The 18,982-nt window shown below is 43.3% G+C and carries 19 protein-coding genes and 1 tRNA gene; 18 read left to right on the top strand and 2 right to left on the bottom strand.

Translation table 11 applies throughout. The annotated features are described in order from the left end of the window. The first annotated feature begins 18 nt into the window (after nucleotides 1-18). From K1I94_RS06035 to K1I94_RS06095, 13 genes are all read left to right on the top strand, one after another. Complete coding sequence (locus K1I94_RS06035; RefSeq protein WP_223314745.1) at nucleotides 19-1,005, top strand: substrate-binding domain-containing protein; 987 nt, start codon at nucleotides 19-21, stop codon at nucleotides 1,003-1,005. Continuing rightward, nucleotides 1,005-2,321 carry a sensor histidine kinase gene (locus K1I94_RS06040; RefSeq protein WP_223314746.1) on the top strand — a complete coding sequence of 439 codons (1,317 nt, stop codon included), beginning with the start codon at nucleotides 1,005-1,007 and terminating at the stop codon, nucleotides 2,319-2,321. The genes K1I94_RS06035 and K1I94_RS06040 overlap by 1 nt, the downstream gene beginning before the upstream one ends. After that, a complete protein-coding gene (locus K1I94_RS06045; protein ID WP_002896732.1) occupies nucleotides 2,314-2,997 on the top strand; it encodes a response regulator transcription factor in 684 nt (227 codons plus the stop codon). The genes K1I94_RS06040 and K1I94_RS06045 overlap by 8 nt, the downstream gene beginning before the upstream one ends. Beyond that, nucleotides 2,994-4,277 carry an ABC transporter substrate-binding protein gene (locus K1I94_RS06050; protein ID WP_223314747.1) on the top strand — a complete coding sequence of 428 codons (1,284 nt, stop codon included), beginning with the start codon at nucleotides 2,994-2,996 and terminating at the stop codon, nucleotides 4,275-4,277. Before K1I94_RS06045 ends, K1I94_RS06050 begins: the two co-directional genes overlap by 4 nt. A 220-nt stretch (nucleotides 4,278-4,497) precedes the next feature. Then, a complete protein-coding gene (locus K1I94_RS06055; protein WP_223314748.1) occupies nucleotides 4,498-4,935 on the top strand; it encodes a PTS sugar transporter subunit IIA in 438 nt (145 codons plus the stop codon). A gap of 43 nt (nucleotides 4,936-4,978) precedes the next feature. Next, nucleotides 4,979-5,473, top strand: coding sequence for a PTS system mannose/fructose/N-acetylgalactosamine-transporter subunit IIB (locus K1I94_RS06060; RefSeq protein ID WP_126435978.1), 495 nt, complete (start codon nucleotides 4,979-4,981; stop codon nucleotides 5,471-5,473). A gap of 27 nt (nucleotides 5,474-5,500) precedes the next feature. Continuing rightward, entirely contained in the window at nucleotides 5,501-6,358 is an 858-nt protein-coding gene (locus tag K1I94_RS06065; protein ID WP_101771836.1) for a PTS mannose/fructose/sorbose/N-acetylgalactosamine transporter subunit IIC, read from the top strand. Between the two features lies 1 nt (nucleotide 6,359). Continuing rightward, nucleotides 6,360-7,190 (top strand): PTS system mannose/fructose/sorbose family transporter subunit IID, encoded by an 831-nt coding sequence (locus K1I94_RS06070; RefSeq protein ID WP_002923061.1) that lies wholly within the window; start codon nucleotides 6,360-6,362, stop codon nucleotides 7,188-7,190. A gap of 12 nt (nucleotides 7,191-7,202) precedes the next feature. Further along, the gene (locus tag K1I94_RS06075) at nucleotides 7,203-7,493 is read left to right on the top strand and encodes a hypothetical protein (protein ID WP_002901670.1); all 291 of its coding nucleotides are present in this window, start codon (nucleotides 7,203-7,205) and stop codon (nucleotides 7,491-7,493) included. Between the two features lie 207 nt (nucleotides 7,494-7,700). Beyond that, entirely contained in the window at nucleotides 7,701-7,982 is a 282-nt protein-coding gene (groES, locus tag K1I94_RS06080) for a co-chaperone GroES (RefSeq protein ID WP_002898579.1), read from the top strand. Between the two features lie 23 nt (nucleotides 7,983-8,005). Beyond that, nucleotides 8,006-9,628 carry a chaperonin GroEL gene (gene groL / locus K1I94_RS06085; protein ID WP_002914472.1) on the top strand — a complete coding sequence of 541 codons (1,623 nt, stop codon included), beginning with the start codon at nucleotides 8,006-8,008 and terminating at the stop codon, nucleotides 9,626-9,628. A gap of 467 nt (nucleotides 9,629-10,095) precedes the next feature. Continuing rightward, on the top strand, nucleotides 10,096-11,949 hold the full coding sequence (locus tag K1I94_RS06090; RefSeq protein ID WP_223314749.1) for a Cna B-type domain-containing protein: 1,854 nt from the start codon (nucleotides 10,096-10,098) through the stop codon (nucleotides 11,947-11,949). A gap of 571 nt (nucleotides 11,950-12,520) precedes the next feature. Further along, on the top strand, nucleotides 12,521-13,333 hold the full coding sequence (locus K1I94_RS06095) for a hypothetical protein (RefSeq protein WP_223314750.1): 813 nt from the start codon (nucleotides 12,521-12,523) through the stop codon (nucleotides 13,331-13,333). Between the two features lie 381 nt (nucleotides 13,334-13,714). Here the strand turns inward: K1I94_RS06095 and K1I94_RS06100 are convergent. Beyond that, a tRNA-Lys gene (locus tag K1I94_RS06100) sits at nucleotides 13,715-13,787 on the bottom strand. Between the two features lie 265 nt (nucleotides 13,788-14,052). Beyond that, the gene (locus K1I94_RS06110; protein WP_223314751.1) at nucleotides 14,053-15,321 is read right to left on the bottom strand and encodes a replication-associated recombination protein A; all 1,269 of its coding nucleotides are present in this window, start codon (nucleotides 15,319-15,321) and stop codon (nucleotides 14,053-14,055) included. Between the two features lie 87 nt (nucleotides 15,322-15,408). On the opposite strand from K1I94_RS06110, the gene K1I94_RS06115 reads away from it, so the two are divergent. From K1I94_RS06115 to K1I94_RS06135, 5 genes are read left to right on the top strand one after another with little or no spacing between them, the layout of a single operon-like run. Continuing rightward, nucleotides 15,409-15,879, top strand: coding sequence for a DUF3013 family protein (locus K1I94_RS06115; RefSeq protein WP_223314752.1), 471 nt, complete (start codon nucleotides 15,409-15,411; stop codon nucleotides 15,877-15,879). Nucleotides 15,880-15,888: 9 nt separating this feature from the next. Beyond that, on the top strand, nucleotides 15,889-16,350 hold the full coding sequence (locus K1I94_RS06120) for an NUDIX hydrolase (RefSeq protein WP_223314753.1): 462 nt from the start codon (nucleotides 15,889-15,891) through the stop codon (nucleotides 16,348-16,350). Continuing rightward, nucleotides 16,337-17,236 carry a GIY-YIG nuclease family protein gene (locus tag K1I94_RS06125; protein WP_125347178.1) on the top strand — a complete coding sequence of 300 codons (900 nt, stop codon included), beginning with the start codon at nucleotides 16,337-16,339 and terminating at the stop codon, nucleotides 17,234-17,236. Before K1I94_RS06120 ends, K1I94_RS06125 begins: the two co-directional genes overlap by 14 nt. Before the next feature lie 11 nt (nucleotides 17,237-17,247). After that, nucleotides 17,248-18,201 (top strand): 50S ribosomal protein L11 methyltransferase, encoded by a 954-nt coding sequence (gene prmA, locus K1I94_RS06130; RefSeq protein WP_223314754.1) that lies wholly within the window; start codon nucleotides 17,248-17,250, stop codon nucleotides 18,199-18,201. After that, nucleotides 18,202-18,954: a 16S rRNA (uracil(1498)-N(3))-methyltransferase gene (locus K1I94_RS06135; protein ID WP_223314755.1), complete on the top strand. Its 753-nt coding sequence runs from the start codon at nucleotides 18,202-18,204 to the stop codon at nucleotides 18,952-18,954. Nucleotides 18,955-18,982 lie beyond the last annotated feature (28 nt).

The following is an 18,982-nucleotide window of genomic DNA, read 5'->3' on the forward strand; positions in this document are numbered from 1 at the left end:
CGGCATAGGGGGTGAAAAATGGTATCAGCTAAGGTCAAAAAACGGATACAGCATTATCAGAAAAAGGCTCTCTGGCCGCTTTTCATTCTGCTTATCTTGAGTTTGCTTTTTGTTTATTTCAAGGGCGTTCTGCCAGATGAGAAGCAGGTCAAGATCGGGGTGACCTATATGACCATGAACAATGACTTTTACAAGACCTTAAATGCGGAGCTGGAGAAGAAAACCAACCAGCAGGGCAGCAGGCTCTACGTTCGGGATCCTGAGCTGGATGAGGGCAAGCAGAGCCAGCAGATTGACTTTTTTGTCCGAGAAAAGGTTGATGTCATTGTCATCAATCCGGTAAAAAGCAATAGTCCAAGTATTATTTCCTCTCTTCAAAAGGCCAAGAAAGCTGGGATTAAAATTATCGTAGTGGATGCGCCTATCAGTCAGGATGTAAAAGTGGATACGACCATTGTGTCTGATAACTACCAAGCAGGCGTCCTGATTGCCCAGGACATGATGAAGCGTCGGCCTTCTGCCAATATTCTCCTTCTAGAGCACCGCAATGCCGTCTCTGCCATGGACCGGATTCAGGGATTTATTGATACGATTGAAAAACAGCCTAGCTACAAGATTATTTCCCAGAAAGAAACACTAGGCCAGACTGAGGAAACCATGCCACAGGTCAAAGGGGCTCTAGACGAAGGTTTGGACTTCAATGTGGTCATGGCGCTTAATGACCGAGCAGCCATCGGGGCCTTGGCTGCTATTAAAAATCAAGGTCTTGATAAGAAAATCTCAATCTATGGCGTGGATGGTTCACCAGATATCAAAAACTTTCTGGCTACGACTAGCGATATAGAGGGAACTGTGGCCCAATCGCCCATTCAGATGGGACGCAAGGTGGCACAGGTAATTGAGCTGATGCAGGAGGGGAAATCCTACGACAGCCAATACCTGATTCCAGTTCATCTGGTTAATAGGGATAATATCAGTCAATACACAGTTACAGGGTGGCAATAATGAGACCTCAAAAAAGTATATTTTACAGCAAAATAGCCTTGATGGTCATCAATTTGGTTGCCATTGTCTATAATGCGTCCATCTATCTCTTTGCGACCAACTATGTAGCAGCTAAGGACTTCAGTCACTCGCTTTTGGAGCGTTTGGATGCTATTCCCGGCTCTCCTAGCTTGATTTTCTGGGTATCAATTAGTCTGTATGCCTGTCTGCTTTTGGTCATGTACTATCGGGAGCGCCACCCCAATCAGCTGTCCGTCTATGACAAAGCGACCATTATTGAAATCCTGCTCATGCTGGTCATCTTTTCCGTCTTGCATTCGTCCTACAATGGCTTGATTCTCTTGGTGTTTGCGGATATTTTCTATGGCTCTAAGGAGTTCAATTCTTCCAAGGACAAGAAGTATTGGTTTTCTTTCATTATTTTGAGCTTTGGCATGCTGCTCTTGTCCAACTATGACCTCATGTCGCTCTTTATCAAGTTGCCTTCTCTAGATACCTATATTCGGTTTTACCCAGAGTCCGTCCGGTTGTTGCTGCTTTTTGGCAAGAACTTCCTCTACTCCCTCAATATCGTTGTCTTTATGATTTCCTTGCTCTTCTATATCTTGTCGGCTATTACAGAGCGTCATCGGATTGAGGAAGAGCTGCGCATGGCTTCTCAGGCCAATCGCGAGTTGAATTCTTATCTGGCCTTGTCTGAGAAAATAGCAGAAGATCGAGAGCGAAAGCGGATTGCCAGAGAGATTCACGATACATTGGGCCATGCCCTGACGGGAATTTCGGCGGGTATTGATGCGGTCAAGGTCTTGGTTGATATTGATACCAATCGGGCTAAGGAGCAGCTCAATAATGTTTCAGTCGTCGTTCGAGATGGTATCCGTGATGTTCGCGGCTCGCTCAATAAGATGCGACCGGGAGCTCTGGAAAATAACACTTTGAAGGAAGCTCTGATTAAGATTATCAGTGAGTATGAAGCCATCTCTAATTTGGAGATTCATCTCCGCTACGAATGGGATAATATTGACTTGGATATTGCCAAGGAAGACATTGTATTTCGGGTGATTCAAGAGTCTATTACCAACTCTGTCCGCCATGGGCATGCCAAGACTATCTGGATTGAGCTACTAGAGGAAGAAGAAGCTTATGTAATGACCATTCAGGATGATGGTATTGGCTTTGATGAACTCCACTATGGCTATGGCCTCAAGCAGATGCAGGAGCGTCTAATGATTATTGGCGGAAGCGTCCGATTTGAAAATCGGGACGGTTTCTACACGCATATCGAAATCCCAAAAATAGGAGGAAGACATGATTAAGGTTTTAATAGCAGACGATCAGGCCTTGATTCGCGAGTCTCTGCAAATCATCCTGTCAGCCCACGCAGATATTGAGGTGGTCGGGACGGTCGGAGACGGCAAGGAAGTGCTGGAAAAGCTTCATCGGGTACGCCCAGATGTGATTCTGATGGATATTCGCATGCCAGTCATGGACGGTGTTCTCTGTACTAAGGCTGTCAAAGAGCAGTATCCGGATGTTAAGATTATCATTCTGACGACCTTTGATGACGATGAATTTATCTTCTCCGCTCTCAAATACGGTGCATCTGGTTATATTCTCAAAGGGGTTTCGACAGAAGAACTTCACGAAGCCATTCAGACAGTCTATCGAGGCGGAGCTATGATCAATCCCAATATTGCCACCAAGGTCTTCAAAATCTTTTCACAGATGGCCCAGTCCAATTTTGCTATTACAGTGACGGAGGAAAATATAGAGGACATGAGCCGGACGGAGTGGAAGATTATCCAGCAGATTGGCTTCGGGATTTCTAATAAAGAAATTGCAGCCAAGCTCTTTCTATCAGAAGGGACAGTCCGAAATTACCTGTCAGGCATCCTAGCTAAGCTCAACTTGCGCGATCGAACCCAGCTGGCTATCTGGGCTGTGCAGACCGGAGTCACCCAGAGAGATTTTAGTAAGGAAAGCGACAAATGAAGTGGAGACTGAGACATTTGGCCCTACTGGTTGTCCTGATTATATCTGTTGCTTTGGCTTTTGTCTTTTGGGCCTCAGCTCAGGAAAAAGTCCTGCGTATCGGGGTCTATGCTGGCTCTAGCTGGGATGTGCCTAACAGCCGGGAAAACAAGGTCTTGGACAGCCTGATTAAAAAATTTGAAAAGACGCATCCTCATGTCAAGGTCGTCTATGAAAGCGGTATTCCCAAGGATGATTACGCTGACTGGCTGGCAGAGCAAGTCTTGAAAGGCGAGCAGCCGGATCTCTTTATGGTACCGGAAAACGACTTTAGCATGTTGGCTTCGACTGGCGCGCTTAAATCCTTGGATACCCTCCTAACGGATGATGAACGAAAGGCTTTTTATCCGGTGGCTTATGAAGCTGGGCGATATCAGGGAGTCAGCTATGCTCTTCCAGTTGAGAGCAATCCTATCATGATGTGTGTCAATAAAGACCTGCTTGAAAAAGAAGGGATTAGCATTCCTGAGTCAGGTTGGACCCTGGCGGATTTCTATGCGATTTGCAAGAAAGTAACCAAGGATACCAATGGCGATGGTGTGGTGGATCAGTACGGTATTACGGATTACACTTGGCAGCAGGCTCTGGTAGCTTATGGCGGCCACCTTATCGATAAATCCGGTATCAATGTAGACAGTTCAGAGATGCACCAAGCCTTGGCCTTTATGAGCAAGCTAGACATGCTCAGCCAGCATTATAAGGTGACTTCTAATGACTTTGATGAGGGGCGGGTGGCCTTCTATCCTATGAGTCTGGCTCAGTATCGGACCTACAAGCCCTACCCATACCATGTTGCCAAGTATTCTAGCTTTTCTTGGACCTGTATCCCGATGCCGACAGCCAATAGCCAGGTGATGGGAACACAGGTTAAGACTTCGCTCTTTGCCATGTCTTCCAATACCAAGCAAGAGAAGCTGGCTTGGGAATTTATGCTCTTGCTGTCACAGGACAAAGAAAGCCAGCAGGCCTTGTTTGAAAAATCGCAGGGGACCTCAGTCTTGCCATCTGTGGTGAAAAGTCAACAGGCTAGAGAAATCTTACAGGCCGATGATTTTGGCTTGGATTCCTTGACTTCTGAGAGGTTAGACCATATGATGAATCGCTCCATCATTGACATCAGTCTTGAAGTAGACCGTCATACAATGGACCGGATGGACTATCTGATTCAAAATGCTATGCAGAATCAAGAGATTGACAGTGCCTTGCCGAGCATTCAAAGAGAAATAGAAAGCGGAAAATAATCTGCTTTCTTTTTTATTGCTAATTAAGTCAGAAAAAAGTACAGCTGCCTAGACCAATATGACAATTGTCATATTTTTCCTAACAAATGTCATCTGGGCAAAATGACATTTGACAATATGAAACCGGTTCCATATTCTGTACAATAAAATCATCAATAAATCCTTCGTCATCTAAAGCCTGACTTGGCTAAGAAGTTGAAGGATAAAGGAGGCAGGAAAGATGAAATACCTTGTACTGGTCAGCCATGGGGGACTGGCTGCAGGCGTGCAGAGTTCCTTGAAGATGTTTGCCGGAGACAAGACGGATCAGGTGATTGCGGTCGGTCTTCAGGAAGGCAAGTCAGTTGATGATTTTGCAGTTGATTTTACTCAGGCCTTGGCTGGCTTAAGCTCTGATGACAGTGTCTTAGTTCTGGCTGATATTGTAGGAGGCAGTCCTCTGACGACAGCAGCTAGCGTCTTAGCTGACATGGATAAGCTCGACTCAGCAGTTATCTTGGGCGGTTTGAACCTGACCATGGGACTGACTGGCTTGGTTATGAAAGACATCTTAGACGGAAAAGAGCTGGCTCAGGCTATCCTTTCCGAGGCTACAGCTGCTTTGCAGGAATTTGAAGTCGTAAGTGATGCAGCTGACGAAGATGAAGACGACATTTAGTGCTTCAGCCATACATTATAAAAGATAAAAGGAGATTTTAAAGATGACAGTATCATTTGTACGGATTGACGACCGCATGATCCACGGTCAAACAGTCACTCGCTGGGCTAAGGAATACCCTTGTGATGGCTTGATTGCAGTTAATAATGCTGCAGCAGGAAACAAGGTTTTGATTCAGGCCTACAAGGGAGCTTCTGACAAGAAGACTTTTGTTTGGACCAAGGAAGCCTTCAAGGAAAAATCAGGCAAGGTTACAGAGTCAGACAGCCGCTATTTCCTCATTACGAAAAATCCTGTAGACATGAAGGAAATCCTAGTGGACCAAGGTTTTGTACCTGGGGATGTTAAGGAAATCATCATCGGTCCTGCTAATGACCGTCCGGGAGCTGTTAAACTGGGCAACAACCAGTCCATCACTCAGGAAGAAGCAGAAGCGATTGAGGCGATCGAAAAAGCTGGCTACAAAGTCAAATTCCAGCTCTTACCAGATGTTTCCATCGGTTACTGGAGCGATTTCAAGTCTAAATTTGGTTTTTAATTACAATAATGAAAAGGAGAGTCTATTATGACAATTTCTTGGCTGCAAGCCGCTTTACTGGGATTATTTGCATGTCTGTCATCTATGCCTGGTTTGGGTGGTACATCTATTGGTAACTATACATTAGGACGTCCCTTAGTTGGAGGTTTAATATCTGGTCTTATCTTAGGTGATATTAAGCTCGGTATTGTTTGTGGAGTTGCTATGCAATTGGTTTACATCGCTTTGGTCACTCCTGGTGGTACTGTCTCTGCTGATGTGCGAGCTGTTTCTTACATCGGGATTCCACTCGCTATGGTTGCCATTAAGACACAAGGTTTAACTTTAGATTCTGCTGATGCAGCAAACCTTGCAAAATCAATGGGAACTCTGGTAGGAACAGTTGGGACAGTACTCTTCTATGGTACAGCAACTATGAATCTGCTTTGGCAGCATATTGGTTGGAAAGCAGTAGAAAAAAAGGATTTTAAAAAGCTATATGTAGTCGATTGGGGTTTCCCTTGGATTTCACACTTGGTTTTTTCATTCCTGCCTACACTCATCATGTGTAAACTAGGTGCTGAGGCTGTAACAACTTTGAAATCAGCCCTACCGTTGGATGGAATTCCTATGAAAACTCTCTTTACAGTTGGTTCATTGCTTCCATGTGTCGGAATCGCTATCCTTTTAAAACAAATTGTTGAAAAAGCTGTTGATTTCATTCCTTTCTTTGTCGGTTTTACATTGGCAGCTTCTCTGGGTCTGAATCTTGTTTCCTGTGCTGTTGTTTCTCTGATTTTCGCTGTTCTGTTTTATGAAATTCAAATGGCTAAAAATATAAGAGCGCAAGCTACTGCGGTAACAAATGCAGATTTTGTTGAAGACGATGATGAGGAGGATATTTAAAATGGTGAAATTAACAAGAAAAACTTTAGGCAAATCTTTCCATCATTGGTACTATGGGAATCTAACCTGTTTTTCACAAGAACACATGCAGACCTTTGGTTATTTAGCTTCTATGTTGCCAGTGGTGGAGGAGCTTTATAAGGATAAAGAAGAGCAGGCAAAGGCTATGCAAACATATACTGCTTTCTTTAATACAGAACCTCAGCTGGGAGCTTTGATTGTTGGGATTACAGCTGGTCTTGAAGAAGCACGTGCCAATGGTGCTGATGGAGTTGATGATGAAACTATAAATGGACTGCGGGCTGGTCTTATGGGACCGGTTGCAGGTATTGGGGATTCCCTTATTGTTGGTACCTTGATTCCGATTATTCTAGGGATTGCCCTAGGACTCTCTAATGGCGGTTCACCTCTAGGTGCAATCTTCTACATTGTAGTATGGAATTTACTTGCCTATGCAGGTATGAAATTCGCCTATTTCAAAGGTTATGAATTAGGTGATAAGGCTGTTGAATTTTTGGTAGGTCCTCAAGGACAGGCTATCCGTAAATCAGTATCTATTGTTGGTGGTATGGTTATCGGAGCAGTTGCTGCTACTTGGGTTCCAGTAAAAACGGCTTTCCAATTGAAAGATTCATCTGGTAAAGCATTTTTGGTCATGCAAGATCAGTTAGATGGTGTATACCCTGGTCTCTTGACAGCACTCTTTATCGTCTTCTGTTGGTGGCTGATGGCGAAGAAAAACTTTTCTCCAATCAAAGTTATGCTCATCCTCGTTGTAGTTGCTTTTGTTGGTGTATTAGTTGGTTTCTTCAACCCAGGATTGAAATATTAAAAGGAGAAAATTATGACAGAACAAGAATTGATTCAAGGCTATGAAACAGAAATTCACTACCAGAAGCATATGATTGAAAATCTAGGACGCTGGTTCAGTCTCTTCTTTGCCATTGCCAGCATCGGTCTTGTTCTGATTTATCTCTTTCATGAGACCAATCTCCTAGCACTGATTGCAGGAATCGTCCTAGCTCTACTAGGAATCTTAGCCATGCTTTTGTTTGGCTATGGTATCTATAGAGGACGCCTAAATCTGCAAAAAGTGATTGATGATTTTGAAGCAAAACTAAAACTTGCAAGATAAACATTCCCCCTAAAGACAAGTCTGAGAGAATTTTAGCTCGGACTTGTTTTTCTTTGACTTTGGGAGCAAGTAAATCAAAAAAATAAAATTTTTCTTTCATCTAGCCGGTTTTTTTCTTGACTATTTCTGACCAAGTGATAAAATAATAACTATAGATTAGCACTCGATAGTTTAGAGTGCTAAAAATTCAATCTTTGGAGGAAAACTATGTTAAAACCATTAGGAGACCGTGTGGTCTTGAAAGTAGAAGAAAAAGAGCAGAAAGTTGGCGGATTTGTTATTGCAGGCAACGGCCAAGCAGCGACTAAGACAGCTGAAGTTGTAGCAGTCGGACAAGGTATTCGTACTTTGAACGGTGAGCTGGTAGCCCTGAGCGTTAAGGAAGGGGACAAGGTTCTCGTAGAAAATCACGCAGGCGTGGAAGTCAAGGACGGAGATGAAGCTTATCTCTTAGTCAGTGAAGCCAATATTCTAGCAGTTGTCGAGTAAGATTAGAAGAGAGGAATAATAAAATGGCAAAAGATATTAAATTTTCAGCAGATGCAAGAAGCAGCATGGTTCGTGGAGTTGACATCTTGGCAAATACTGTCAAGGTGACTTTGGGTCCTAAAGGCCGCAATGTCGTTTTGGAAAAATCCTTTGGCTCACCTCTGATCACCAATGACGGTGTGACCATTGCCAAGGAAATCGAATTAGAAGACCATTTTGAAAATATGGGCGCTAAGCTGGTGTCAGAAGTTGCTTCAAAGACCAACGATATCGCTGGTGACGGAACAACAACAGCAACTGTTTTGACACAGGCTATCGTCCGCGAAGGGATTAAAAATGTTACAGCTGGTGCTAATCCAATTGGTATCCGCCGTGGGATTGAAGCAGCCGTTGCGACAGCTGTTGAAGCTCTGAAATCTAACTCAGTACCAGTTTCCAACAAGGAAGCTATTGCTCAGGTTGCTGCCGTTTCTTCTCGCAGCGAGAAAGTCGGCGAGTACATCTCTGAAGCTATGGAAAAAGTTGGCAATGATGGCGTTATTACCATTGAAGAGTCCAAAGGAATGGAAACTGAGCTGGATGTAGTTGAGGGAATGCAGTTTGACCGTGGCTACTTGTCTCAATATATGGTAACCGACAATGAAAAAATGGTAGCCGAACTGGACAATCCTTACATCTTGATTACTGACAAGAAAATTTCTAACATTCAAGAGATTCTTCCTTTATTGGAAAATATCTTGAAAACCAATCGTCCGCTTTTGATTGTTGCGGATGATGTGGATGGTGAAGCTCTGCCAACATTGGTTCTTAACAAGATTCGCGGAACCTTTAATGTCGTAGCTGTCAAGGCACCAGGCTTTGGTGATCGTCGTAAGGCTATGTTGGAAGATATCGCTATTTTGACAGGCGGTACAGTGATTACAGATGATCTTGGTCTAGAGCTCAAAGATGCTACAATTGAAGCGCTTGGACAAGCTTCTAAAGTCACTGTTGATAAGGACAGCACTGTGATTGTAGAAGGTTCAGGCAATCCTGAAGCCATTGCTAACCGTGTGGCAGTCATTAAGTCGCAAATTGAAAGCAGCACTTCTGAATTTGACCGTGAAAAACTGCAAGAACGTCTGGCTAAATTGTCCGGTGGTGTAGCTGTGATTAAGGTTGGAGCTGCCACAGAAACAGAACTCAAAGAAATGAAACTCCGCATCGAAGATGCCCTTAACGCAACCCGTGCAGCGGTAGAAGAAGGAATCGTCTCAGGTGGTGGTACGGCCTATATCAACGTACTGGACGCTGTCGCAGGTCTTGAGTTGGCAGGGGATGAAGGGACTGGACGTAACATCGTTCTTCGCGCCTTGGAAGAGCCTGTCCGTCAAATCGCTCTGAATGCAGGCTTTGAAGGTTCAATCGTCATTGACCGTCTGAAAAACTCTGAAGTTGGTACAGGTTTTAATGCCGCGACTGGCGAATGGGTTAACATGATTGAGGCTGGAATCATTGACCCAGTTAAGGTGACTCGTTCAGCCTTGCAAAATGCCGCTTCTGTTGCCAGTCTTATCTTGACAACCGAAGCAGTTGTGGCTAATCAACCAGAACCAGCAAGCCCAGCTCCAGCTATGGATCCAGGCATGATGGGCGGAATGATGTAGAAAAATAACGGGATTATATATTCGTATAAATTAGGTATAATCTTTGTCTTACATTTATCAATTAGAAAACTGAGCAGCTTTGTTCAGTTTTTTTATTGTGACTAGTTATGTAGCAAGCATTAATAATTATGCTTGCTTTTAAAAACAAATTTATATATATGAATATTTATGGTCATATAATTCATATTTGTTCATTTATTATGCGGCCAAATATTACATTTTTGTTTCAAGAAAATACAAGGAGATGACGGAGGAAATGGTTTTCAATTCTTATATGACAAGGTTTTTGGAGAAATAAACTGGTTTACACATTGTCGACAAAAGCTGAACTGGTAAAGGTAAATAGTTGACTTATAGTCAATCGTATGCTAGTCTAATATATGTAGTATATTGGAAATGTAAAGGAATTTTAATATTTTTACATGTTCAATAAAAAGGAAAAAAGGAAAAAAACGGAGGGATTATTTATGAAAAGAATATCTCAGACTATTGCGCGCTTTTTCTCAGTAGCCTTTGTGCTCCTCTTTAGCTTGTTTTCTAGCAGTCAATCTGCCAGAGCCAACACGGTAGACGATGTTATCACCTCAGTAAATGTTTACAATCAAAAGGGTGAAGAACTGACTGACGGCCTTTCCCCTTGGGAAAAATTCCAAATTGACGCAAACTTTGCCTTTAATTATGGCAAGGTTCAGCCAGGAGATACTACGACCATTGGACTTCCTGCTGAATTTGCCTTGGAGGGAGCTGATTTTGAAGTCAAAGATGATGACGGCAATCTCGTAGCGACAGCTGTGGTTGATGCAAGCTCTAAACAGCTTACACTGACTTATACAGACTATGTCCTGACTCGCTCTCATATTGAAGGGAAAGTTCATCTCTTAGCTCGCGTTGATCATACAGTAGCAAGAGATAAAGGCTCTATTCCTCTGAAACTTATCGTTGGCAAGAAGATTGTTGAATATGGGAAAATTGACTACAAAGGTCTTCCTGGCCAAGCAACTCCTTATACTTTCATAAAATACGGCTGGAATAATGCGGATAATATCAAGAGCATTACTTACAGCCTGAATATCAACCAACAAAATCAAGAACTGGATAATGTTGTTATTTCAGATACTCTGGGCTTTAATACCGGAGAAATTGATCTCAACAGCTTCCAAATTCTTAAAGGCTCATGGGTTGTTGACCCGGCTGATAACTCTTACCGACTAAGCCAGCAACGCGAGGATGTGACAGCAAATTATACGATTAATCTTGCTGCTGACAAGCGTTCCTTTACCATTAACATGGGGCATATCGGTGCCAACGAAGGATTCTATGTTCGCTACCGTGTTAACTTCCCTACAGTTCCGACTGATGGAACACTCTTCCCGAACGAAGCAATCATGCGAGCAGATAATATTGAAGAGCAAAAATCATCAGTTGCTGTCCGCTACCAACGTGCAAACGGCTATGCACATGGGGATGTCTACGGTGTGCAGGTGACTAAAAAAGACGAAGCTGGTAAAGCCTTGGCAGGTGCTGAATTCACATTGTACGATGAAGATGGTGTGACAATTGTTCAAAAAGCAACTAGTGATGCTAATGGAATTGCTTCTTTCAGCAACTTGATTAAGGAGCATTATCTGATTAAGGAAACCAAGGCACCAGAAGGTTACCAACTGTCAGATGAAGAGATTCAGGTCAATGCCGCTCAGCTCAAGAATTATGGCTCTGGTATTATTTACAAAGACTTTACCAACCGTAAGGCATTGATTACTGCTTCAGGTACCAAGACTTGGAATGATGATAACGATAAAGATGGTAAACGCCCAGACAAGATTACCGTTCGTCTCTATGCAAATGGCGTTGAAGTCGATCATAAAGAAGTTGGTCCGAATGATAAGGGTGAGTGGAAGTATGAGTTCACTGACTTGCCAGCGACTGGTGAAGATGGAAAAGATATTGTCTACTCAGTTACTGAAGACCGTGTTTATGGTTATACAGCTACTGTTGATGGTATGAACATTACCAATACACCAGTTCCGGGAGTTCCGCAACCGCCGAAACCTAGCTCGGACAATAGCTCTAAGAGCAGCAGTAGTAGTTCTAGCTCTAGCTCAAGTAGCAGTAGCACGACTTCTAGCTCAAGCAGCACTACAGGAAGCACTGTTGTGATCATCGAATCAGACAATGGTACTGGCGGAGGAAATGCCTCTAATGTTGGAACCAAGAAAGTTCTCCCTAAAGCGGGTGAGAATGCTAGCTGGATCATGATTGCTGCTGGAGTAGCTCTAGTAGGCTTGGTAGGCTTCATTGTCTTCCGTGCGAAGAAGAAATAAATTTTATCTCTGTTCCCTTAAGGGACAGAGATTTTTTACTCCAAACTCGGATTAGCTATAGCCATTTTTTAGAAAGCAAAAAATGCTTTTTTACAATCAGTCACTATCTTGTATCCTTTTGTTAATCAAGACTGTGATGTTCCGTAATATAGTTGTTTTAAAATAAAAAGCAACTAAGATGTTTCCTAGAACAAATTAGTTGCTCAGAACTACGGGGAAGGCCGCTTTGATGTGCAATCGTGAAGTACATCAAAACTTGATATATATAATCTTTCTTAATTCCTAAATCAATAAAATTATAAGACATCCTTAGGAATATGCTCGGTGTGTAACCATCTTTATCAGGTTTTCGTCAAACATATTTTGCTTCAGTCTTCTCTCGTAGTTTTTTCTATGCGATGCCCCTTCTTTCTTTTTATCTAAAGGAAGGGGATTTTTTTGTGGAAATTATCTAGAGGATTATATGTATGCGTTTTCAATTATCTTCTTTTCTGTTATACTTGTACTAGAAATCTGAGGAAAAGATTCACTCAATTTGAGGAACCAACATTTGGAATAAGGAGATATAAAAATGTCAGAGGAACTATTGAAAGAGACAGTTGTTGAACTGAGTATTGCGGATAATTGGGAAGAGGCAAAAATGGAGTGGACAAAAGCAGAACTTGTAAAAATTGATGCTGATAGAAAACAAAGTTGTTTATGTGGTCATAAAAGCCTCAAGAAAGTATTTGCTATTACTAGGAATGATGGCTCTGGTATAGAGCTTTCTCCAATCGGTTCTTCCTGTATTGAGAAGTTTGAAAATGAAGAACTAACTAAAAGTATAAAGAGAGCAGAAAAAACTTATAAATTAAAAAAGAATCTAAAGTTTGAAGATCTTCGTGAAGTGATGGATGAAGAGATGCTGGAAGATTTTTATAGTAAGGGTTATTTTAAAGAGGATAAAGAAAATGAGTTTAATCCATGGAACGATTATATTCTTTTTAAAATGGCTTTAAGCAGAAAAAATGAGGAACGTCAGTTGGCGTATAATAAGATTGAGCGTATCATTTATGTCATAAATGATTATCTTCATCCAGAACTCAATGAAATATTTGATATTGAAAGCTACAAAGAAAAATTGAAACAGTGGAGAGAGGAGGCGAAGCAAGAGGAGCAGGAGGCTGAGAAGAGGAATAGAATTGCTAAACAAAAAGAAGAGGATAGGCTTGCTCGGTTGCGGGAACAAGAGGAAATTGAACGGAAAAATAAGTTAGAAGAGGAAAGGAAATTAGAGGAGGAGCGGCTCCAAAGAGAAGAGGAAATGAAGCTGCTAAAACGGAAGAACCTTTATGAGAGCTATGAAGAATTAAAAAATGGCTACAACAACAAGGAAACAATATAAGAAGCGAATATGAAGAAAAGCTGAGTAATTTAACAGATCTTGCTGAAAAAGTAAAGGTATTAAAGGATCTAAAACAATCAGAATTGAAGCAATCCCAAGAAGAAGCAAAGAAAGATGAAGAGCTGGTATTAGAGGCATTAGAAATGAGGGAAAAGGTAAAGGCTCTATATTCAGTCACTCCTAGAGCTAGGAAATGCTTGGAATACCTAGATGCTAATGTACATACAAATAAAGGACACTTGAACTATATGACAAGATTTTTAAAAGAGATAGAGGAAGGGAAGCTGTGATATACGTTTTAAAATTGAGAAAGATTCGAATAACCAATAAAAGTACAAACAAAAAAGCCCTGAAACCAAGGCTTTTTCTTATCTATTTCTATGCCCCCTGCAGGGATCGAACCTGCGACCCACGGATTAAGAGTCCGCTGCTCTGCCAGCTGAGCTAAGGAGGCAATAGAAAAAGCTGTATTGGTGCCGGACCTTCACGATTTGTATTGAACCCGCGCAATTAAGCAGGTGGGCAACTCGCTCTAACTGAAGCTGCTTCCGCGTGACACGGCTTGCACGCTGTTAGAAGTCTTTTGTTTCCCTAATAATACAAAAAATAGTCGGTCAACACTTAAGTGTGAAGTCGTACACCACAGCGTTTCTATAATTATAATACCATAAATTTTGAAAAATTCAAGAGAAAAATGTGATTTTTTGCAAACGATGTCATCATTTTTTTAAGTCATCAATCTTATCCTTAGTCATCCCAAGGGCTCGCTCGTATTTGCCATTCTCATTAGGTGTGAAGTAATTGGCATCTTTTATCTTGTCGGGCAGATAGTCCTGCTTGACCCAATTGCCAGGATAGGAGTGAGGGTAGAGATAGTCCTGTGCGTTGCCCAATTCCTTGCTGCCGGCATAGTGTCCGTCGCGTAAGTGGCGGGGAATGGGAAGATTTCCATTCTTTCGTAAGTCAGCTAAGGCCTTGTCCATGGCCAGATAGGCTGAGTTGGACTTGGGCGATAGAGCCAGATCGATGACAATATTGGCAATAAGGATACGGGCTTCAGGAAAACCGATCCGTTGTGCCGCTTCCAGAGCAGTAACGGTATGGACTTGAGCGTCAGGATTTGCCAGACCAATATCCTCATAAGCGATAACGGTCAAGCGTCGAGCTAGGCTAGGCAAGTCTCCTGCCTCAACGAGGCGAGCTGCGTAGTGGAGACTGGCATTGACATCGGAGCCACGGATGGACTTCTGTAGGGCAGAGAGGACATCGTAATGGCCGTCTCCATCCTTATCCATGGTGATGTAGCTCTTTTGCAGGCTGTTTTCCATGACATCAAGCGTAATGTGGCGGATGCCCTTGTCATCTTCTGGGGTAGAGAGTACGGCTAGGTCCAGCGAGTTATAGGCGGAGCGCAGGTCTCCGTTGGTAGAGATGGCAATGAAATCCAAAGCTTCATCGTCTAGCTCCACTGGGAAATCAAATCCTCGTTCCTTATCCGTCAAGGCTAGCTGAATGGCTGTCCGGATGTCTTCGTTGCTGAGGGGCTCAAGCTCAAATATCTGAACTCGGCTTCGGATGGCAGGGGTGACAGAAAAGAAAGGATTTTCCGTCGTCGCTCCAATCATGATGACCAGACCGCTTTCTAATAGTGGCAGTAGAAAGTCTTGTTTTGTTTTATCCAAACGGTGAATCTCGTCCAGTAGGAGCACCAGTCCGCCGGAAAATTTAGCCTCTTCAGCGACTTCTTGCAGACGCTTCTTGCTATCTACGGTAGCGTTAAAGGTCCGAAAGGCGAACTTTGTTGTTCCGGCAATAGCTGAGGCGATAGAGGTTTTGCCGATACCAGGTGGTCCGTAGAGAATCATCGAGGACAGGCGGTTGGCTTCAACCATGCGACGGATGATTTTCCCGGGGCCGACCAGATGCTGCTGGCCAATGATCTGATCAATGTCAGTAGGCCGCATGCGCAGGGCTAGGTTTTCTGGCATAAGATTTCCTTTCTGCAAGTGTTTTTCTTGGCTTTTTGTGTTACTATTGTAGATAGTAATATTTTATCACAATGAAAAGAGGAAATCATGGCTAAGTACGGTTTTTTGGAGATATTGGACGAGGAAATGGGGAAGAGCTTTCCTTTTGACTATGAGATAAACTGGGACAAGAAGAATCACGCAGTTGAGGTTTCCTTTCTCCTTGAGGTGCAAAATCCAGGTGGGATTGAGACGGTTGATGCTGAGGGAAATGCCTCGGCTGAGGATATTTACTTTGAGGAAGCCGTGCTTTTCTATAATCCAACCAAGTCTCGTTTTGAGGCAAAGGACTATCTGGCAGCCCTACCCTATGAGCCGAAGAAAGGGCTGTCACGGGAGTTTCTAGCTTATTTCGTGGATTTCCTAACCCAAACGGCTGAGTCTGGCCTTGATGCACTCATGGACTTTTTAGCAAATCCAGAGGCAGTAGAGTTTGAGATAGCTTGGAATGCTGAGGCTTTTGAAAATGGCAGAGCAGATTTGACTGAGACAGACTTTTATCCTTATCCGAGGTATTAGGAGGCGCTGATGACAGATGAAGAAGGACTAGATTTGCTGCACAAACAGATGGAGTTTTCTGGCTGCAAGATTGCCTTGCTCTGTGATGATAAGCTACTGACTATCTTGCGAGACGATATTTCAACCATTCCTTGGCCCAATATGTGGGAGTTGCCGGGCGGTGGCCGCGAGGGTGAGGAGACGCCTTTTGAATGCGTCCAAAGAGAGGTTTTTGAAGAACTTGGTTTGAAGCTCGAAGAAGTGGATATTGTCTGGGCTAAGGAATATCAAGGAATGCTTGATCCTGACAAAACCTCTATTTTTATGGTGGGAACCATCACTCAGGAAGAATGTGCCAGTATCGCCTTTGGCGATGAGGGACAGGCTTATCAGATGATGGATGTGAGCCGGTTTTTAGTAGATGACAAGGTCATTCCGCAGTTACAGGATAGGTTGAGCGATTATTTGGAGGAAGTGTATGGTGGGTCGTAGTAAAAATATCAATATGTTTCTCATGGATGGAGAAGTAACTGGGAAAATCAAGTGTACTTTGTCAAACTGGACAGGAGTGATTTACAAAATTCCCCGTATTCAATTAGCAGACTTAAAGTCACGTGATGAGATGAAGCAGAGTGGAATTTATTTCTTATTTGGACGCGATGAAGATAAGCAAAAAGATGCAACATACATTGGACAAGCAACTACGCGAAAAAATGGTGAAGGAGTATTATTACGAGTTCAAGAACATACTCGTGATACTCATGCAGATTATTTTAACGATGTCATTATTTTAACTACACAAAATAACTCTTTTGGACCTACAGAAATTAGTTATTTGGAAAATAAATTTACTCAACTAGCTAAAGAATCTGGCCGCTTTATTGTAAAAAATAGTAATGAACCAAATTCTGGAAATGTAACTGAAGAAAAACAGTCTGAGTTAGATGAAGTTGTAGAGAATACCTTGATGATAGTTGGTACTTTGGGATATCGAGTTTTTGTTCCTATGGTAAAGAAAGCAGTGCAGGATTTATCTAATGATCATTCAACTTATTTGTACTTAAAGCGAAAAACTAAGAAATCAAATAGAATTATTGAGGCAATCTGTGAACGTACTTCGGAAGGGTTTGTTGTTTTGGAAGGAAGTCATGTGGAGGTGATTGACTCATCCGCGATACCAGCTAGTCTTCAAGAACTGCGTAAGGAGTTAATCGAAGCAAATATAATTAGAGATGGTATTTTACAAGAAAAACAACTTTTTTCTAGTCCCTCTTATGCAGCGGCTTTTGTTCTAGGAATGAATACAAATGGACGGACTGACTGGAGAGATAAAAATGGTAGAACATTAAAAGAATTAGAAGAACTAATTGATGAATAAGGAGATTTTAAATGGACACTTGGCAGGAATTAACGATTGAAGTGAAGCGTGAGGCGGAGGAAGCGGCCTCGAATATTCTGATTGAGCTGGGCAGTCAGGGTGTGGCTATCGATGACAGCGCAGATTATCTGGGGCAGGTTGACCAATATGGTGAGCTTTTTCCAGAAGTTGAGCAGAGCGAATGGGTCAGGGTTACGGGCTACTATCCGGATTCTGTGGATATAGAGGCTGTTGCGGCCCAGGCCAATGAGCGCCTGGCTGAGCTGGATGGCTTCGGATTGGAGACGGGAGATATTCAGCTGACTCGGCAGGAACTGGCTGAGGAAGATTGGGCGCACAACTGGAAGAAGTACTTTGAGCCGGCTCGGATCACCCATGACTTGACAATTGTACCGTCCTGGACGAAGTATGAGGCAACAGCTGGTGAGAAGATTATCAAGCTGGATCCTGGCATGGCCTTTGGTACGGGCACTCACCCGACGACCAAGATGAGCCTCTTTGCGCTGGAGCAGGTCCTGCGGGGTGGAGAAACGGTGTTGGATGTGGGTACAGGCAGCGGAGTTCTCTCTATTGCTAGCTCACTCTTGGGGGCCAAGGACATCTACGCCTATGATTTAGACGAGGTGGCTGTGCGCGTGGCGCAGGAAAATATTGAGCTCAACCCTGGTATGGAGAACATCCATGTGGCGCCGGGGGATCTTCTCCGAGGTGTAGAAATCAAGGCGGATGTCATAGTTGCCAATATCTTGGCCGATATTCTCATCCATCTGACAGAGGATGCCTATCGTTTGGTCAAGGACGAGGGTTATCTGATTATGAGTGGAATCATTTCTGAGAAGTGGGAAATGGTGCGCGAGTCAGCAGAAGCAGCAGGTTTTTTCCTGGAAACGCATATGATTCAGGGCGAATGGAATGCCTGTGTCTTTAAGAAAACGCAGGATATTTCAGGCGTGATAGGTGGTTAGATGCAGCAGTATTTTATAAAAGGAAATCCTCAGTCTCCTCTGGTTGTCACGGATAAGGACACGGCCAGACATATGTTTTCGGTCATGCGGCTCAAAGAGGGCGATCAAGTCACACTGGTCTTTGATGATGGCGTGAAACGACTGGCTCGGGTGTTGGACCCCAGTCAGCAGAGCTTGGAAATCGTGGAGGAGTTAGCGGACAATACCGAACTGCCAGTCCAAGTGACCATTGCTTCGGGCTTTCCAAAGGGCGATAAGTTGGAATTTATCACTCAAAAAGCAACGGAGCTAGGAGCCAGTGCTATCTGGGCTTTCCCAGCGGACTGGTCGGTGGCCAAGTGGGATGGTAAAAAGCTGGCTAAAAAGAGTGAAAAACTAGAGAAAATTGCTCAGGGAGCAGCAGAGCAGAGCAAACGCAATCTGATACCAGAAGTTCGGCTCTTTGATAAAAAGGCAGACTTTCTGGCGACCTTGGCAGACTTTGATACCATCGTCGTGGCCTATGAAGAATCGGCAAAAGAAGGAGAATCTGCAGCTCTAGTTCGTGCTCTGTCAGACTTAGCAGCCGGCGCAAAAGTTCTCTTTATCTTCGGACCGGAGGGCGGTTTATCGCCAGAGGAAATAGTAGCCTTTGGCCAAGCAGGGGCAGTCTCCGCTGGTCTAGGTCCACGTATCCTGCGGGCTGAAACCGCTCCGCTTTATGCCTTGACAGCAGTCAGTGTTTTGTCGGAATTGAGCAAGGACAGTCTTTAAAAAGCAAAATCAGCAGCCATTTTGGCTG

This window comes from Streptococcus sanguinis (genome assembly GCF_019929145.1).
GTDB lineage: Bacteria > Bacillota > Bacilli > Lactobacillales > Streptococcaceae > Streptococcus > Streptococcus sanguinis_U.

Excerpts from the sequence above, each read along its gene's own strand:
- K1I94_RS06035 (WP_223314745.1), top strand. The coding sequence starts at position 19 with ATGGTATCAGCTAAGGTCAAAAAACGGATACAGCATTATCAGAAAAAG.
- K1I94_RS06040 (WP_223314746.1), top strand. The coding sequence starts at position 1,005 with ATGAGACCTCAAAAAAGTATATTTTACAGCAAAATAGCCTTGATGGTC.
- K1I94_RS06045 (WP_002896732.1), top strand. The coding sequence starts at position 2,314 with ATGATTAAGGTTTTAATAGCAGACGATCAGGCCTTGATTCGCGAGTCT.
- K1I94_RS06050 (WP_223314747.1), top strand. The coding sequence starts at position 2,994 with ATGAAGTGGAGACTGAGACATTTGGCCCTACTGGTTGTCCTGATTATA.
- K1I94_RS06055 (WP_223314748.1), top strand. The coding sequence starts at position 4,498 with ATGAAATACCTTGTACTGGTCAGCCATGGGGGACTGGCTGCAGGCGTG.
- K1I94_RS06060 (WP_126435978.1), top strand. The coding sequence starts at position 4,979 with ATGACAGTATCATTTGTACGGATTGACGACCGCATGATCCACGGTCAA.
- K1I94_RS06065 (WP_101771836.1), top strand. The coding sequence starts at position 5,501 with ATGACAATTTCTTGGCTGCAAGCCGCTTTACTGGGATTATTTGCATGT.
- K1I94_RS06070 (WP_002923061.1), top strand. The coding sequence starts at position 6,360 with ATGGTGAAATTAACAAGAAAAACTTTAGGCAAATCTTTCCATCATTGG.
- K1I94_RS06075 (WP_002901670.1), top strand. The coding sequence starts at position 7,203 with ATGACAGAACAAGAATTGATTCAAGGCTATGAAACAGAAATTCACTAC.
- groES (WP_002898579.1), top strand. The coding sequence starts at position 7,701 with ATGTTAAAACCATTAGGAGACCGTGTGGTCTTGAAAGTAGAAGAAAAA.
- groL (WP_002914472.1), top strand. The coding sequence starts at position 8,006 with ATGGCAAAAGATATTAAATTTTCAGCAGATGCAAGAAGCAGCATGGTT.
- K1I94_RS06090 (WP_223314749.1), top strand. The coding sequence starts at position 10,096 with ATGAAAAGAATATCTCAGACTATTGCGCGCTTTTTCTCAGTAGCCTTT.
- K1I94_RS06095 (WP_223314750.1), top strand. The coding sequence starts at position 12,521 with ATGTCAGAGGAACTATTGAAAGAGACAGTTGTTGAACTGAGTATTGCG.
- K1I94_RS06110 (WP_223314751.1), bottom strand. The coding sequence starts at position 15,321 with ATGCCAGAAAACCTAGCCCTGCGCATGCGGCCTACTGACATTGATCAG.
- K1I94_RS06115 (WP_223314752.1), top strand. The coding sequence starts at position 15,409 with ATGGCTAAGTACGGTTTTTTGGAGATATTGGACGAGGAAATGGGGAAG.
- K1I94_RS06120 (WP_223314753.1), top strand. The coding sequence starts at position 15,889 with ATGACAGATGAAGAAGGACTAGATTTGCTGCACAAACAGATGGAGTTT.
- K1I94_RS06125 (WP_125347178.1), top strand. The coding sequence starts at position 16,337 with ATGGTGGGTCGTAGTAAAAATATCAATATGTTTCTCATGGATGGAGAA.
- prmA (WP_223314754.1), top strand. The coding sequence starts at position 17,248 with ATGGACACTTGGCAGGAATTAACGATTGAAGTGAAGCGTGAGGCGGAG.
- K1I94_RS06135 (WP_223314755.1), top strand. The coding sequence starts at position 18,202 with ATGCAGCAGTATTTTATAAAAGGAAATCCTCAGTCTCCTCTGGTTGTC.